The sequence below is a fragment of the Nocardioides sp. Soil805 genome (genome assembly GCF_001429625.1).
In the GTDB taxonomy this organism is placed as follows: Bacteria; Actinomycetota; Actinomycetes; order Propionibacteriales; family Nocardioidaceae; genus Nocardioides.
The window spans coordinates 2,043,692-2,057,961 of sequence record NZ_LMSU01000001.1 but is presented as its reverse complement, the minus strand read 5'-3'; the positions used below and the strand labels follow the sequence as shown (position 1 = coordinate 2,057,961).

10 protein-coding genes are annotated in these 14,270 nt (G+C 72.7%); 7 read left to right on the top strand and 3 right to left on the bottom strand.

The window, feature by feature from the left end; translation table 11 throughout:
- Nucleotides 1-7: 7 nt before the first annotated feature.
- A complete protein-coding gene (locus tag ASG94_RS09955) occupies nt 8-2,362 on the bottom strand; it encodes a transglycosylase domain-containing protein (RefSeq protein WP_082624031.1) in 2,355 nt (784 codons plus the stop codon).
- 163 nt (nt 2,363-2,525) lie between these two features.
- On the opposite strand from ASG94_RS09955, the gene ASG94_RS09950 reads away from it, so the two are divergent.
- From ASG94_RS09950 to ASG94_RS22540, 3 genes are all read left to right on the top strand, one after another.
- The gene (locus ASG94_RS09950) at nt 2,526-3,107 is read left to right on the top strand and encodes a PadR family transcriptional regulator (protein ID WP_056926079.1); all 582 of its coding nucleotides are present in this window, start codon (nt 2,526-2,528) and stop codon (nt 3,105-3,107) included.
- A 26-nt stretch (nt 3,108-3,133) separates the two neighbouring features.
- A complete protein-coding gene (locus tag ASG94_RS09945) occupies nt 3,134-4,216 on the top strand; it encodes an inositol-3-phosphate synthase (protein ID WP_056926078.1) in 1,083 nt (360 codons plus the stop codon).
- 696 nt (nt 4,217-4,912) lie between these two features.
- Nucleotides 4,913-5,500 carry a collagen-like protein gene (locus ASG94_RS22540; RefSeq protein ID WP_200958092.1) on the top strand — a complete coding sequence of 196 codons (588 nt, stop codon included), beginning with the start codon at nt 4,913-4,915 and terminating at the stop codon, nt 5,498-5,500.
- Between the two features lie 148 nt (nt 5,501-5,648).
- Here the strand turns inward: ASG94_RS22540 and ASG94_RS09935 are convergent, their stop codons facing one another.
- A complete protein-coding gene (locus ASG94_RS09935; RefSeq protein ID WP_056926076.1) occupies nt 5,649-6,134 on the bottom strand; it encodes an SRPBCC family protein in 486 nt (161 codons plus the stop codon).
- Between the two features lie 9 nt (nt 6,135-6,143).
- Nucleotides 6,144-7,559: a CCA tRNA nucleotidyltransferase gene (locus tag ASG94_RS09930; protein WP_442938483.1), complete on the bottom strand. Its 1,416-nt coding sequence runs from the start codon at nt 7,557-7,559 to the stop codon at nt 6,144-6,146.
- 117 nt (nt 7,560-7,676) lie between these two features.
- Here ASG94_RS09930 and ASG94_RS09925 point away from each other — a divergent pair, with 117 nt between their 5' ends.
- The 4 genes from ASG94_RS09925 to sigM are packed head-to-tail and all read left to right on the top strand — an operon-like array spanning nt 7,677 to nt 14,220.
- Nucleotides 7,677-10,019 carry a DUF6049 family protein gene (locus ASG94_RS09925; RefSeq protein ID WP_056926074.1) on the top strand — a complete coding sequence of 781 codons (2,343 nt, stop codon included), beginning with the start codon at nt 7,677-7,679 and terminating at the stop codon, nt 10,017-10,019.
- Nucleotides 10,016-11,644 carry a murein biosynthesis integral membrane protein MurJ gene (gene murJ, locus ASG94_RS09920; RefSeq protein ID WP_235537193.1) on the top strand — a complete coding sequence of 543 codons (1,629 nt, stop codon included), beginning with the start codon at nt 10,016-10,018 and terminating at the stop codon, nt 11,642-11,644. The genes ASG94_RS09925 and murJ overlap by 4 nt, the downstream gene beginning before the upstream one ends.
- Nucleotides 11,645-11,698: 54 nt before the next feature.
- The gene (locus ASG94_RS09915; RefSeq protein WP_056926073.1) at nt 11,699-13,534 is read left to right on the top strand and encodes a protein kinase family protein; all 1,836 of its coding nucleotides are present in this window, start codon (nt 11,699-11,701) and stop codon (nt 13,532-13,534) included.
- Complete coding sequence (gene sigM / locus ASG94_RS09910; RefSeq protein WP_056926072.1) at nt 13,531-14,220, top strand: RNA polymerase sigma factor SigM; 690 nt, start codon at nt 13,531-13,533, stop codon at nt 14,218-14,220. Before ASG94_RS09915 ends, sigM begins: the two co-directional genes overlap by 4 nt.
- The last annotated feature ends 50 nt before the right edge of the window (nt 14,221-14,270 follow it).

Here is a 14,270-nt window from a genome sequence, read left to right as displayed (position 1 = left end):
CGGTGCCTCACGGACGCCAGGAGGCCAGGCGCCGCCGGGTCGGCGAGGCGAACGTCGTGCGCGACGGCGCCACCGTCGGGCTCGCCGTCGTCGGTGCGGACGGGGGCGGCACCGTCTCGGTCGGCGTGGTCGGCGCCGGCACCGTCGGCGTGGGCGTCGGGGTCGGCGTCGGGGTCGGGGTCGGCGTGGGGGTGACCGTCTCGGTCGGCGTCTCGGTGGGCGTCTCGGTCGGCGACGGCTCCTGGGTCTGCACCGTCGGCGTCCGGCTCGGCTTCTTCGTCGGGGTCGTCGGGGTCGGCGTCGGCGTGCTGGTCGTGGCCGGCGGGACGTAGGGCTCGTGGCCCTCCGACGGCGCGTCGCCCTCGACGTACGCGGGCGGCGGGAACTCCTCGACGTCCATGCCGTCCATGGCCCGCTCCATGATCGCGGTCCAGGTCTGGGCCGGGTAGACGGCACCGAAGTACGACGGCAGCCAGCCGTCGAGCTGGTTGTCCCCGTCGCCACGCACGTACATCACCGCGGTGGCCAGCTGCGGGGTGTAGCCGGCGAACCAGGCCGAGGAGACCTGGTCCTTGTCGTTCGTCGCGGTGCCGGTCTTGCCGGCCGCCGGGCGGCCCAGCGCCAGCGCGGCCTGCCCGGTGCCGTTCTGCACGATCTGCTGCATGGCGTACGACGTGTCGGCCGCGATGTCCTCGTCGACCGCCGTGCGGGTGGAGTTCTTGCGGGAGTAGCGGACCTCGCCGTTGCTGTCGACGACCTTCTCGACGACGTGCACGTCGGCCCGCTCGCCGCCGCTGGCGATGGAGGCGTAGGCGTTGGCCATGTTGATGGGGCTGACGCGGCCCTTGCCGAGCGTGATCAGGGTGTCGTCGGGCAGGAAGTCGGTCGAGCGGTTCGGGATGCCGGGGTACTGCCGGGAGGGGTCGTTGCCCGGGATGCCGAGGTCGCGCGCCATGTCGTAGATCTGCTGCGGGCCGTCGGTCATCGAGGCGGACATGTCCACGAAGGCGGTGTTGATCGACTCCTCGGCGGCCTCCACGAGGGACACGGACTCGCCGTAGTCGTTGCCCAGGCCGTCGGAGCCGGTGCCCTCGTTGCGGACCTCGGTGCCGTCGGGGAACTCGTAGGGCGAGTTGCCCTCGAAGCTGTCGGTGATCTCGAAGCCGTCCTGGATCGCCGCGGCGATGGTGAGCGGCTTGATCGTCGACCCGGCCATGCCACCGGTCGCGGCCCAGTTGATCTGCGAGTCGAGGTAGTCCTGGCCGCCGTAGAACCCGCGCAGCGCGCCGGTGCCGACCTCGACCGTGGCGGCGCCGACGTGCAGCTCCTTGTCGCCGAATCCCTCGGGGCGCTGCTCGATGACGCCCTCGGCGGCGGCCTTCATCGCCTCCGGGGTGAAGGTGGTGGTGATCCGCAGGCCGCCACCGTCGATCTCCTCCTCGCTGAACTCGCCGCTGGCGAGCAGCTCCTTCTTGACCAGCGCCAGCATGTGGCCGCGCTGGCCGCCGTACTGGCTCTGCACCGCGATCTCGGGGAACTCGGGCAGCCGCTTGACCGCCTTCTCCGCCTGCTCGGCGGTGATCGCCTCGGTGTCGACCATGGCCTTGAGGACGTAGGTGTAGCGCTCCTTGAGCGCCTGGCGCGCTTCCTTGCCCCCGTCGGGGTCGTAGCGCGACGGGTTGTTGAGGACCGTGGCGAGCACCGCGCTCTCGCGCAGGTTGAGCTGCGCGGCGTCCTTGTCGAAGAACGCCTGCGCGGCCGCCTGGATGCCGTACGCGCCGCGACCGAAGTAGATGGTGTTGAGGTAGCCCTCGAGGATCTCGGCCTTGCTCAGCTCGTTCTGGATCTTCAGCGAGACGACGGCTTCCTTGATCTTGCGCTGGTAGCTCTGCTCGCTGGAGAGGTAGAGGATCTTGACGTACTGCTGGGTGATCGTCGACGCGCCTTGGCGGTCGTTGCCGCGGGCGTTGGAGAACGCGGCGCGCACGATGCCCTTGGGGTCGATGCCCTGGTCGGTCCAGAACGTCTGGTTCTCCGCGGCGACCACCGCGTCCTGCATCTGCTGCGGCATCTCCTTCAGCGGGATGGAGACGCGGTTCTGGTCGTCGTAGAAGGTGCCGAGCTCCTGCTTGCCCCCGCTGTAGTAGACGAAGGTCGTCTGCGCCTTGAAGGCCTCGTTGGGCGCCGGGATCGAGATCGCCTTGTAGAGGACGAAGAGGGCGATCGCCCCGAGCAGTCCCACGACCAGTCCCACCAGCAGCAGCTTCTTGAGGATGCTGCGGGCCCGCTGCCCGGCGGTCCTGCGGGGCTTGGTGGGTCGACGCTTGACCGCCGGACCGTTTGCTCTGCGCTTCGCACTCACGGCGGCAAGGGTACGGCCACCGGGGTGGGTGGGCGCCGTCCTCGCGCACGACCCCCACCCGCAGGTGCGTGCCCACCCCACGGCCGACCGGGGCAGCACTGCGTGGCGCAGACCACGACCGTGGTGAATGGCGCCCTTCGGATATATCGGTACGATAGGTCTCGTGGCACGTCGCGGAGAGACCATCGAGCTCGCAGTCCTCGGACTGCTGCACGAGGCACCCATGCACGGCTACGAGCTCCGCAAGCGCCTCAACCTGATGCTGGGCTGGGGCCGGTTGCTGTCCTACGGGTCGCTCTACCCCGCCCTGAAGAAGATGTTGCGGACGGGCCTCATCGAGGAGCTCAGCACCACCACCCCGATGACCAGGCGGCCGCGGATCGTCTACCAGGTCACCGCGGCGGGCACCGAGGAGTTCTCCCGGTTGATGTCGGAGGTCGGGCCCACGGCGTGGGAGGACGACACCTTCGACATCCGCTTCGCGTTCTTCTCCTCCACCGACATGGAGATCCGGCTGCGCGTCCTCGAGGGACGTCGTACCCGCCTCCAGGAGCGTCTCGCCCGCGTCCAGCAGGACCTCGAGCGCACCCAGGCCGAGGTCGACCGCTACGCCGCGGAGCTCCAGCGGCACGGGGTCGAGTCGGTCGAGCGCGAGGTGCGCTGGCTCTCGGACCTCATCCGGGCCGAGCGCGGGGAGACACCCGGACAGATCAGCAGCACGTCAGTCACCAGCACAGACCAGTAGGCACACAGCCAGACAAGGAGAGCCCCATGGGTTCGGTACGAGTAGCAATCGCGGGAGTCGGCAACTGCGCCACTTCCCTCATCCAGGGCGTGGAGTACTACCGGGACGCCGACCCGCAGGCCACCGTCCCCGGGCTCATGCACGTCAAGTTCGGCGAGTACCACGTCGGTGACGTCGAGTTCGTCGCCGCGTTCGACGTCGACGACAAGAAGGTCGGCAAGGACCTCTCCGAGGCCATCAACGCCTCCGAGAACAACACGATCAAGATCGCCGACGTGCCGACCCTCGGTGTCGAGGTCCAGCGCGGCCCGACCCTCGACGGTCTCGGCAAGTACTACCGGATGACCATCGACGAGTCCCCCGCCGAGGCGGTCGACGTCGTCCAGGTCCTCAAGGACAACAACGTCGACGTCCTCGTCTCCTACCTCCCGGTGGGCTCCGAGGAGGCCGACAAGTTCTACGCGCAGTGCGCCATCGACGCCGGTGTCGGCTTCGTCAACGCCCTGCCCGTCTTCATCGCCTCGGACCCCGAGTGGGCCAAGAAGTTCGAGGACGCCGGCGTCCCGATCGTGGGCGACGACATCAAGTCGCAGGTCGGCGCCACCATCACGCACCGCGTGATGGCCAAGCTGTTCGAGGACCGCGGCGTCGCGCTGGACCGCACCTACCAGCTCAACGTCGGCGGCAACATGGACTTCAAGAACATGCTCGAGCGTGAGCGCCTGGAGTCCAAGAAGGTCTCCAAGACCCAGGCCGTGACGTCCAACCTCAAGGGCGAGCTCGCCGACAAGATCAGCGACCGCAACGTCCACATCGGTCCCTCGGACTACGTCGCGTGGCTCGACGACCGCAAGTGGGCCTACGTCCGCCTCGAGGGTCGCGCCTTCGGTGACGTCCCGCTCAACCTGGAGTACAAGCTCGAGGTCTGGGACTCGCCCAACTCGGCCGGCATCATCATCGACGCCGTGCGCGCCGCGAAGATCGCCATGGACCGTGGCGTCGGCGGGCCGATCATCCCGGCCTCGACCTACCTCATGAAGTCCCCGCCGGTGCAGATGCCGGACGACCTGGGTCGCGCCGAGCTGGAGAAGTTCATCGCCGGCGAGTGACCCTCGCTCCACCCCGTTCCACCAGCACCACCCGACAGCCCCGGCCCCCGGCCGGGGCTGTCTGCGTCTCCGGGTGTCCTTCTCCGGGCGTCGCCGCTTGCCGCGCCGTGGTCCAGACCAGTGGCGGCCGGGCGTATCAGCGACGTCGTACGCCGCTCTGACCGGGTGCACAGGCCGCACCGGGGGGTTCGCGGCCCAGGAGCCGAACGGAAGGACGCACCATGCGCCAGCACACGGATCTCGATCTGGTCCCGGCCGTCGTGGCGACGTTGCTCGCCGGTCGGCTCCTCGGAGGCGGGACCGGTGCCACGGGGGCGTTCGGTCCGCGGGGGCCCGAGCGGCCCACCGGGAGGGGGCGCGGGCAGGGTCGCGTCCAGGGGGACGGTCCAGTCACGCCCCCTTCCGGCAGCTCCGGTCGGTGGACGCACCACTGAGCAGGGGGTGACGCTGTCGGCACGGGGGGCGACAGCGTCGACGAGGCGGCCCGCACCCGGGGGGTGTGCGGGCCGCCTCGTCGTGCTGCCCGGGACCGGGTCGTCGTACGACGCCCGGCACAGCCGCCGGTCCAGACCTGCCGGTCCAGACCGGTCCGGCCGCATCCGGCCCCGCCGTATCAACGCCCGGACGGGCGGGTCTGACCGGGTGCACACGCCGCACCGGGGGAACCGCTGCGGCCCACCACCAGGAGGCAGCAGCATGAAGAGATTCCCGAACAGCGTGGCGATCATCGCGATCGTCCTCGCCGCCCTGCTCGTCGGCGGCGGCACGGCCATGGCGGCCGGCAAGTACATCATCACCTCGAAGAGCCAGATCAAGCCCTCGGTCGTCAAGCAGCTCAAGGGCAAGACCGGCAAGACAGGAGCCACCGGGGCGACGGGGGCCCAGGGACCGACCGGAGCACGGGGACCGACCGGCGCCACGGGGGCGACCGGCCCGCAGGGGCCGCAGGGACCGGCCGGCAGCGCCCGCGGCTGGGGTCGCGTCGAGGGCAACGGCGCCCTCACGCGCTCGTCCGGCAACGTCGCCGTCAGCCGCGTCGGGACGGGCGTCTACTGCGTCCGGGCCACCAACGTGGTGAGCGCCAACGCGGTGCTGCTCGTGACCGCGGACTACACCGGCAACTCGACCACCGGTGGCGGGACCATCTCCAACGTCGAGCTCAACTCGTCCGGGGACCCGACCTGCAACGCGTCGGGCTCGTTCACGGTCTACACCCGCTACTTCAACATCGCGGGCAGCACCTCGGCGCTGACCGACCAGTCGTTCGCGTTCATGGTGCCCTGAGCACGATGCCCTGAGACACAGGCTCGACAGCGACAACTGGCGGCGTACGACGCCCGCTCCGCGCACCTGGCGGCAGACGACATCCCAGGGGACCCGATCCCCGTCGTCCGCCGCCAGTTGCGTCGCCCGGAGCGGGACCGGACCGGTGTCAGCCCTCGGCGGCAGCCGTGAGGCCGGCCAGCGTGGCGCGCATGCCGTCACGCAGCTCGGCCTGGAAGGACGGCACGCCGCCGAGCACGCGTCGGGTGAGCCGGTCGGAGATGGCCGAGATCCCGTCGGGGGCCTCCCGGCGGTGCACCACGCGGGTGCCGGTGGCGGTCGGCTCCAGGGTGAAGGACCACACGGTGTAGTTGTCCTTGACCCGGAACGCGATCTCCCGGTGCGGCTCGAACCGCACGACCTTCGACTGCGTCGGCCACACGAGCAGGCCCCGCCGGTTGACGTTGAGCAACCGGGTGCCGAGCTGGATCGGACGGCCCGTCCGCACGAACGACCGCACGACCTGGGGGCTCCACTCGGCCAGCCGCGGCAGGTCGGAGACCAGCGACCAGACCCGCGCCGGGTCGGCAGCCACCTCCACGGACTCCTCGATCAGCGACTCGACGTCTCGGGTGACTCCACGGGTCAGGCTCATGGCGGGAGGCTAGCGGCGCGCCCACCACTCCAGGAGGCGGGCCCGCGCCTCGTCCGCGCCGAGGCTGCCCTCGTCCATGCGCAGCTCGAGCAGGAAGCGGTAGGCCTCGCCCACCTCGCGCCCCGGCCCGAGGCCGAGGACCTCCATGATCTCGTTGCCGTCGAGGTCGGGACGGATGGAGGCGAGCTCCTCCTGCTCCGAGAGCCGGGCGATGCGCTCCTCGAGCGAGTCGTAGGTACGCCGCAACCGGTCGGCCTTGCGCTGGTTGCGGGTCGTGCAGTCGGCCCGGGTGAGGATGTGCAGCCGCTCGAGCTGGTCGCCGGCGTCGCGCACGTAGCGGCGCACGGCCGAGTCGGTCCACTCCCCCGAGCCGTAGCCGTGGAAGCGCAGGTGCAGCTCGACCAGGGTGCTCACCGCGTCGATGTCGTGGTTGGAGAAGCGCAGCGCCCGCATCCGCTTGCGGGTCATCTTGGCGCCGACCACGTCGTGGTGGTGGAACGTCACCAACCCGCCGGACTCGAAGCGCCGGGTGCGCGGCTTGCCCACGTCGTGCATCAGCGCCGCGAAGCGGGCCACGAAGTCGGGCCCGCCCCCGAGGCGGTGCTCGAGGTCGATCGACTGCTCCAGCACCGTCAGGGTGTGCTCGTAGACGTCCTTGTGCCGGTGGTGCTCGTCGCGCTCGAGGGCCAGCGCGGGCAGCTCGGGCAGCACGTGCGCCGCCAGCCCGGTCTCCACCAGCAGGGTGAGCCCGAGACGCGGGTACGGCGCGCAGACCAGCTTGACGAGCTCGTCGCGCACCCGCTCGGCGGAGATGATCTCGATCCGCCCGGCCATCGCGGTCATCGCCGCGACCACCTCGGGCGCGACCGTGAAACCGAGCTGGGCGGCGAAGCGGGCCGCGCGCATCATGCGCAGCGGGTCGTCGGAGAAGGAGTCCTCCGGGGTGCCCGGCGTGCGCAGCACCCGCTGCGCGAGGTCGACCACCCCGCCGTGCAGGTCCTCGACCTCGCGGCCCGGCAGGCGCACCGCCATCGCGTTGACGGTGAAGTCCCGGCGGCCGAGGTCGCCGGCCAGCGAGTCGCCGTACTCCACGTCGGGCTTGCGGGAGGAGGGGTCGTAGGTCTCGGCCCGGTACGTCGTGATCTCGACCTGCCAGGGCCCCTTGCGGCAGCCGATGGTGCCGAACGCGCGGCCCATGTCCCAGATCGCGTCCGCCCAGCCCTTGAGCAGCCGCTCGGTCACGTCGGGATGGGCCGAGGTGGTGAAGTCCAGGTCGTTCTGGAGCCGGCCTAGCATCGCGTCCCGCACGGGCCCGCCGACCAGGGCGAGCTCCTCGCCCGCGCCGGCGAACCGGGCGCCCAGCTCGTCGAGGACGGGGCCGATCCGGTCCAGCTCGGCGCCCACCCGACGCTGCACGTCGACGATCTGGAGCGGGGGCAGCGGAGCGTCAGGCACGGGCGCCCACTCTAGGCGATCGAGCCGCCGTGCCCGGCACCGCCGAGTCCTCCGCCGGGGCGACCCCGCCGCCGTTAGAGTCGGTGCGTGCCACGCCCGTCCTCGTCCCTGCCTGCCCTGCCGGGCCGGGGACGCCGGATCCGGTCGCGTCGCACCGCCTCTGGACGCTCCCGGCGCCGCTGGGCCCTCGCCCTCGCGGCCACCCTGGTCGGCGCCCCCCTCGTCGCCACCGCACCGGCCCTCGCCGGTTCGACCGTCGCGCCCGCACGAGCCGAGGCCGACCCCCTGATCGTGCACCTCGACTCCCTCACGCCGGCCGCGCTGAGCGACAACGACCGACCGGTGCGCCTCACCGGCACGGTCACCAACCAGAGCGCCGAGGCCTGGACGGGCGTCAACCTCTACGCCTTCCGGTCCACCACGCCGATCCTCGACGGCATCTCCCTGGCGGCGTCCGCGACGATCGACCCGGCGGAGTACGTCGGGGACCGGATCGTCGAGCCCGGCTCCTTCGACACCGTGGACCTGCTCCAGCCCGGGCAGACCGCCGGGTTCGAGATCACCGTGCCGCGCGACCAGCTCGGCATCGTCGAGCCCGGCGCCTACTGGATCGGGGTGCACGCCATCGGCGACTCCTCGGTCCCGCGCGACGTGTTCGCCGACGGTCGGGCCCGCACCTTCATCCCCTACGTCGCCCGCACCGACGACGTCATCGACACCGCGGTCGTGGTGCCGATCCGCGAGCAGGTCCGGCACACCGCCGGCGGTCGTGTGTCCGGCGTACGCCGCTGGAGCACCTCGCTGGCCGACGGCGGTCGCCTCGACGCGCTCCTCGACGCCGGCGAGTCGTCCGGCAACACCCAGATCACCTGGCTCGTCGACCCGGCGGTCCTCGCGACGGTCTCCCGCCTCGCCGCCGGCAACCCCCGCCGCAGCCTGGCTCCCGACCCCGCCCAGGTGCCCGAGGAAGGCGGTGAGGAGGGCGCGGCCGAGGACGCCGGCTCCGGGGAACAGCCGCAGACGCCCGACCTCGCGGGTGCCCCGCTCGGCCCGCCCGCCGCCCCGGACGAGCCCCTCTCCGGCGACAAGGAGGCCGTCGCCGCGCTGGCGCAGGCCTGGCTGGACCGCTTCGCGGCGCTGGTCACCGGTCACACGGTGCTCTCCCTGCCCTACGGCGACCTCGACGTCTCGGCCGCCGCCGCGCACGACCCGGACACCTACCCCCTCGCCCTGAGCCGCAGCAACGAGGTGATGACCGCGCTCGGCATCGCGCACACGCCGACGCTGGCACCGCCGGACGGCCTCATCAGCCCCGAGGCCCTCCGGGCAGCCACCCCCGACGGCACGGTGCTGCTCGGCGAGACGTCGTTCGCGGGCCCGCCCGACGCGGAGAACTCGATGGTGCGCCTGCTCGGCCACAAGGTGGTCGTCACCTCGTCGGGAGCGGCCGCCGGCGGTCCCGGCCCGACCGCCGCCGACGACCCGCTCGCGCTGCGCCAGCGGCTGTTGAGCGAGGCGGCCCTGCGCCTGTACGCCGGGTCGACCGCGCCGGTGGTCCTCGAGCTGCCGGACGACTGGTTCCCCCAGGACTCCTCCGACCTCTTCGACGCCCTCGACGTCTCGTGGCTGCGCCCGGTGCCGCTGTCCGACATCACCAGCCGCCCCGCCTCGTCCCTCAGCGCCGCCGACCTCAGCTACACCGAGGAGGACGCAGCCACAGAGCTGGGGGCGTCGAGCTTCACCGCGGCCGAGGGCCTGCGCCGCAAGGCCTCCGTGATGGCGGGCGTCCTGTCCAGCCCCAACCTGGTGCGCCAGCAGGCCACCGACGAGTCGCTGACCACCCTCTCGGTCCGCCAGCGCGACCGCCAGGGCGCGGCCGTCCTGTCCGCGCGCGCAGCCGCCGCGCACCTCGACGCCCAGCTCGCCAGCATCGACGTGGTGACGCCGTCGTCGGTGACGCTCTCCAGCGAGGACGGCACCCTCGGGGCCACGGTGGTCAACGGCCTCGACCAGCCCGTCACCGTCATGGTGGGCAGTGACTCGGACGGCTCCCTCGAGGTGGCCGAGTCGGACGTGCTGAACCTCGCGCCCGGGGCCCGCTCGCGGTTGCTGCTCGACGTGAAGGCCTCCCGCCTCGGGGTCCACCAGGTGCGCCTGGTGGTGACCGACCAGGGCGGCACCCCCCTCGGCGGCTCGGCGTCCCTGCCCGTCCGCGCCGCCCAGGTCAGCGCGATCATCTGGTACATCCTGGTCTTCGGCGCGGTCCTGCTCTTCAGCACGATCGCGGTGCGGCTCTTCCGCCAGGTCCGCGCCCGGCGCGGCGCCCCGGACCCCGACGACACCGACCCCGACACCGACCCGGACGGCGGCACCGACCGTGGTGCCGCCCTCGGCGAGCCCGACCGCACCGAGCCCGAGGGCGCCACGTGAGCGACACCCGACTGCTCTCCGCGACCGCCGTGATGGCGAGCGGGACGATCCTGTCCCGCTTCAGCGGCTACTTCCGCACCCTGCTGATCATCGCGGCGCTGGGCCAGGCCCTGCACGCCGACATCTTCACCATCGCCAACACCATCCCCAACGCCGTCTACATCCTCGTCGCGGGCGGCGTCTTCAACGCGGTGCTGGTCCCCCAGCTGGTGCGCACGATGAAGAACGACCCGGACGGCGGCGAGGCCTATGCGGCGCGGATCATCACGCTGTCCGCGATCTTCCTGGCCGTGGTGACCGTGGTCCTGGTGCTGGCAGCGCCCTGGCTGGTGAAGGTCTACCTGTCGGACGGGTACTACCGGCCCGACCGCACGGCCCAGCTCGACTCGGCGATCGCCTTCACCCGCCTGTGCCTGCCGCAGGTGTTCTTCTACGGGATGTTCGTGCTGGTGGGCCAGGTGCTCAACGCGCGGCAGAAGTTCGGCCCGATGATGTGGGCGCCCATCGCCAACAACCTCATCGCCATCACGGTGCTCAGCCTCTACCTCGTCGTGTGGGGCAAGCCGACGGCCGCCGAGCAGGTGGGCGGCTACAGCAACGCACAGGAGCTGGTGCTCGGCCTCGGATCCACCCTCGGCATCGTCGTGCAGTTCCTCATCCTGCTGCCCTACCTGCGCCGGGCCGGCTTCCGCTACCGCCCGCGCTTCGACTTCCGCGGCACCGGGCTGGGCCACACCGCGCGCCTCGGCGTGTGGACCGTGCTCTTCGTCGTGGTCAACCAGCTCGCCTACCTCGTCGTGACCCGGCTGGCATCGAGCGGCACGGTCAACGGCGGCGGCACCGGCAACACGGTCTACGCCAGCAGCTTCCTGATCATGATGGTCCCGCACGCCATCATCACGGTCTCGCTCACCACGGCCATCCTGCCGCGACTCTCCGGCTACGCCACCGACGCGCGCCTGGCGGACATGGGCAGCACCCTGGGCTCCACGCTGCGCACCGCACTCGTCGTGGTGCTCCCCTTCGCGGCCCTGGTGCCGATCCTGGCCGGCGACATGGCCGGGGTGCTCTTCGACGCCGGCGCGGGCGACCCGGCCGCCTTCGCCCCCACGCTGGCGGTCTTCGGACCGGCGCTGGTCTTCTTCACCGTCCACTACATGATGCTGCGCGGCTTCTACGCCCTCGAGCAGACCCGGCTCGTGTTCTTCATCCAGTGCGCCATCTCGGCCACCAACATCGTCGCGGCGGTGGTGCTGGTCGGACGGGCCACCGCCGACCAGACCGCGCCCGCCCTCGTGCTGGCCTGGCTGGCCTCGTACGTCGTGGGCTCGGCCATCAGCTACACCGTCCTGCGCCGCACGCTGGGCGGCCTCGGGACCCCCGCACTCGTGCGCTTCCTCATCAGGATGGTCATCGCCTGCGCCGGCGCGGCGCTGGCCGCGTGGGGTGTCGAGCAGGCCCTGGCGGGACTGGGCGAGGAGCCCGGGATCCTGCTCTCGCTGCTGCGCGGCGGGCTGGCCGGGCTCGCGGGGTGCCTCGTCCTGCTCGGTGCGGCTCACCTGATGCGCATCCGCGAGGTCACCGCGCTCGTCGACAGCGTGGCCAGCCGGGTGGGCCGGCGGTGAGTCCTACGATGTGGTCGTCCAGCCCGGCCGGGACCCGCGGGAGCGAGGTGAGTGATGCCTGACTCGATCCACGCCGGCGAGGTCCTGGCGTCGCGATACCGCCTCGACGACCTGCTCACGGAGAGCGAGGGCGGGCGCTTCTGGCGCGCCCACGACGCGGTGCTGCACCGCCACGTGGCCGTCCACCTCATCGCCCGTCACGACTCCCGCGCCGACGGCCTGCTCGAGGCCGCCCGCAACGTCGCCCCGCACGCCGACCCCCGGCTGCTGCGCGTCCTGGACGCCGAGCAGCTCGACGACCTCTGCTACGTCGTCAACGAGTGGGGCCAGGGCACCTCGCTCGACGTCGTCCTGGCCAACGACGGACCGCTGCCGCCGCGGCGCGCGGCCTGGATCGTCTCCGAGGTGGCCGACAGCCTGGCCCTGGCCCACGAGGCCGGCCTGGCCCACGGGCGGATGGTCCCCGAGAACGTCCTGCTCGACCACCACGGGCAGGTCCGCATCATCGGCTTCGGCGTCGACGCCGCCCTCCACGGCCTGCCGCCCGGACGGCGCTCCGCCGACCTGGTGGACGTGGCCGGGCTGCTGTACGCCGCCCTCACCGGCAAGTGGGCCGGTGTCTCGTCCTCCCAGCTGCCCGACGCCCCGACCGACCACGGCGCCGTGCTGCGCCCGCGCCGGGTCCGCGCCGGAATCCCCCGCGCCCTCGACGCCCTGTGCGACCAGGTCCTCAACGACGGGCGCTCCGGGGAGTCGGGAATCTCCGCCGCGGTGATCGCCGAGGTCCTGCGGGACTACGTCGGCGACGCCGCGGGCCTGCGCGAGCCCTCCCAGGACCAGACGACCGTGCCGTGGGCGCCGCCCGCGACCGAGGCGACCCGGGTGGTGCCGACCGTGCCCGCGGTCGAGCGGGCCGAGGCCGCCGGGATCACCGCCCCCGACGAGCCTGCTCCCACCGACCCGGCGCCCGCGACCCCCGTCGAGCAGCCGACCCAGGCCGGGATGCCCGTCTTCGACGACGAGCGCGACGACGTCGGCTGGGTCGCCGCCCGCAGCGACCCGCCGCCGCCCCCGCCGCCGTTCGAGGAGCGCCCCGCCAAGCCGCTCTTCGCCCCCGAGCCGCCTGAGGGACAGCCCGCGCGGCGGCCCCGGGAGGGCGCCGGGTCCGCGTCCAGCGGCTACTGGCCGTGGGAGGCGACCTCGGGCGGGACGTCGACCGGGTCGCACGGCGCGCACCACACCGGGTCGGGCTCGTGGTCGTCGTACGACACCGGCACGGGGATCGACGACCCGGTGCCGGGCCGCGGCTCGATCCGCCTCGCCCTGCTCATCGGCCTGTGCCTGCTCGTCGCGATGGCCGCCCTCGCGGCGTACCAGCTCGGGCGTCCCGACGGCGAGGAGTCGACGTCCGAGTCCCCGAGCTCACCGGTGACCACGGCGCCCCCGACCCCGTTCCCCGACGTGACGGCCCGGGACTTCGACCCGCAGGGCACCGACGGCCGGGTGGAGAACTCCGAGCGCGTCCCGCTCGTGCTCGACGGCAACGCCGCCACGTCCTGGTACACCTCGAGCTACAACCAGCAGCTCGGTCCCGCCGGCCTCAAGACCGGTGTCGGCCTGGTCCTGGACCTCGGGCGCACCCGCGGCGTGCGCCAGGTCGACGTCGCCACCCTCGGCGGCCCGACGTCGCTGTCGATCTACGTCACCGGGCAGTCGCCCACGGGCGTCGGCGACCTGACACCCGTGGGGAGCGCCACCGGCAGCGGCTCGTTGAGCGTCGAGCTCGACGAGGCCGTCTCGGGGCGCTACGTCACCGTCTGGCTCACCGCCCTCCCCCAGCTCGACGGCTCCTACCGCGGCACCGTCTCCGAGGTCGTGGTGGGCGGGTGACCCCTGCGTACGGCGGGGCCGACGACCGGGCGGACACCGACCTGCTGGCCGCGCACGTGGCGGGGGACGCCGAGGCGTTCGGCGTGCTCTTCGCCCGGCACCGCGACCGGCTCTGGGCGGTGGCCCTGCGCACCATGGGCAACCCCGACGACGCCGCCGACGGCCTCCAGGACGGCATGGTCGCGGCGTTCCGCAGGGCCGGCTCGTTCCGGGGCGAGGCGGCGGTGACCACCTGGCTGCACCGGGTCGTGGTCAACGCGTGCCTCGACCGGATCCGGGCGTCCAAGGTCCGCGCCGCCGACGCGCTCCCCGACGACCTGGAGGAGCGGGCCGGGCGCGGAGCGCTGGTCGCCTCGACCGACGCGGGCGACGACCCCGAGGCCAGCGCCCTGGCCGACGAGCGCCGCCGGACGGTGCTGGAGGCGCTCGCCACCCTGCCGGCGGACCAGCGCGCGGCGCTCGTGCTGGTCGACATGGAGGGCTACTCCGTGTCCGAGGCGGCCGCGATCCTCGACTGCGCCGAGGGCACCATCAAGTCGCGCTGCTCACGGGGTCGGGCCCGGCTCGCGCCCCTCCTCGGTGCCCTGAGACCTCCGCCACCCCCGGACTACCCGGGGAACCCGCCGCCGGGGGCCGCCGTCCCATCCACCGGCGCACCCCGCGGGCCACCGGCTGCCGGTCACTGACCCGTGCCGCGCGTCCCGTCCGATCCAGCCCGCCCGTTCCCAGCCTCGAG

Coding starts and splice junctions, on each gene's coding strand:
- ASG94_RS09935 (WP_056926076.1), bottom strand. CDS start 6,134: ATGAGCCTGACCCGTGGAGTCACCCGAGACGTCGAGTCGCTGATCGAG.
- ASG94_RS22540 (WP_200958092.1), top strand. CDS start 4,913: ATGAAGAGATTCCCGAACAGCGTGGCGATCATCGCGATCGTCCTCGCC.
- ASG94_RS09945 (WP_056926078.1), top strand. CDS start 3,134: ATGGGTTCGGTACGAGTAGCAATCGCGGGAGTCGGCAACTGCGCCACT.
- ASG94_RS09915 (WP_056926073.1), top strand. CDS start 11,699: ATGCCTGACTCGATCCACGCCGGCGAGGTCCTGGCGTCGCGATACCGC.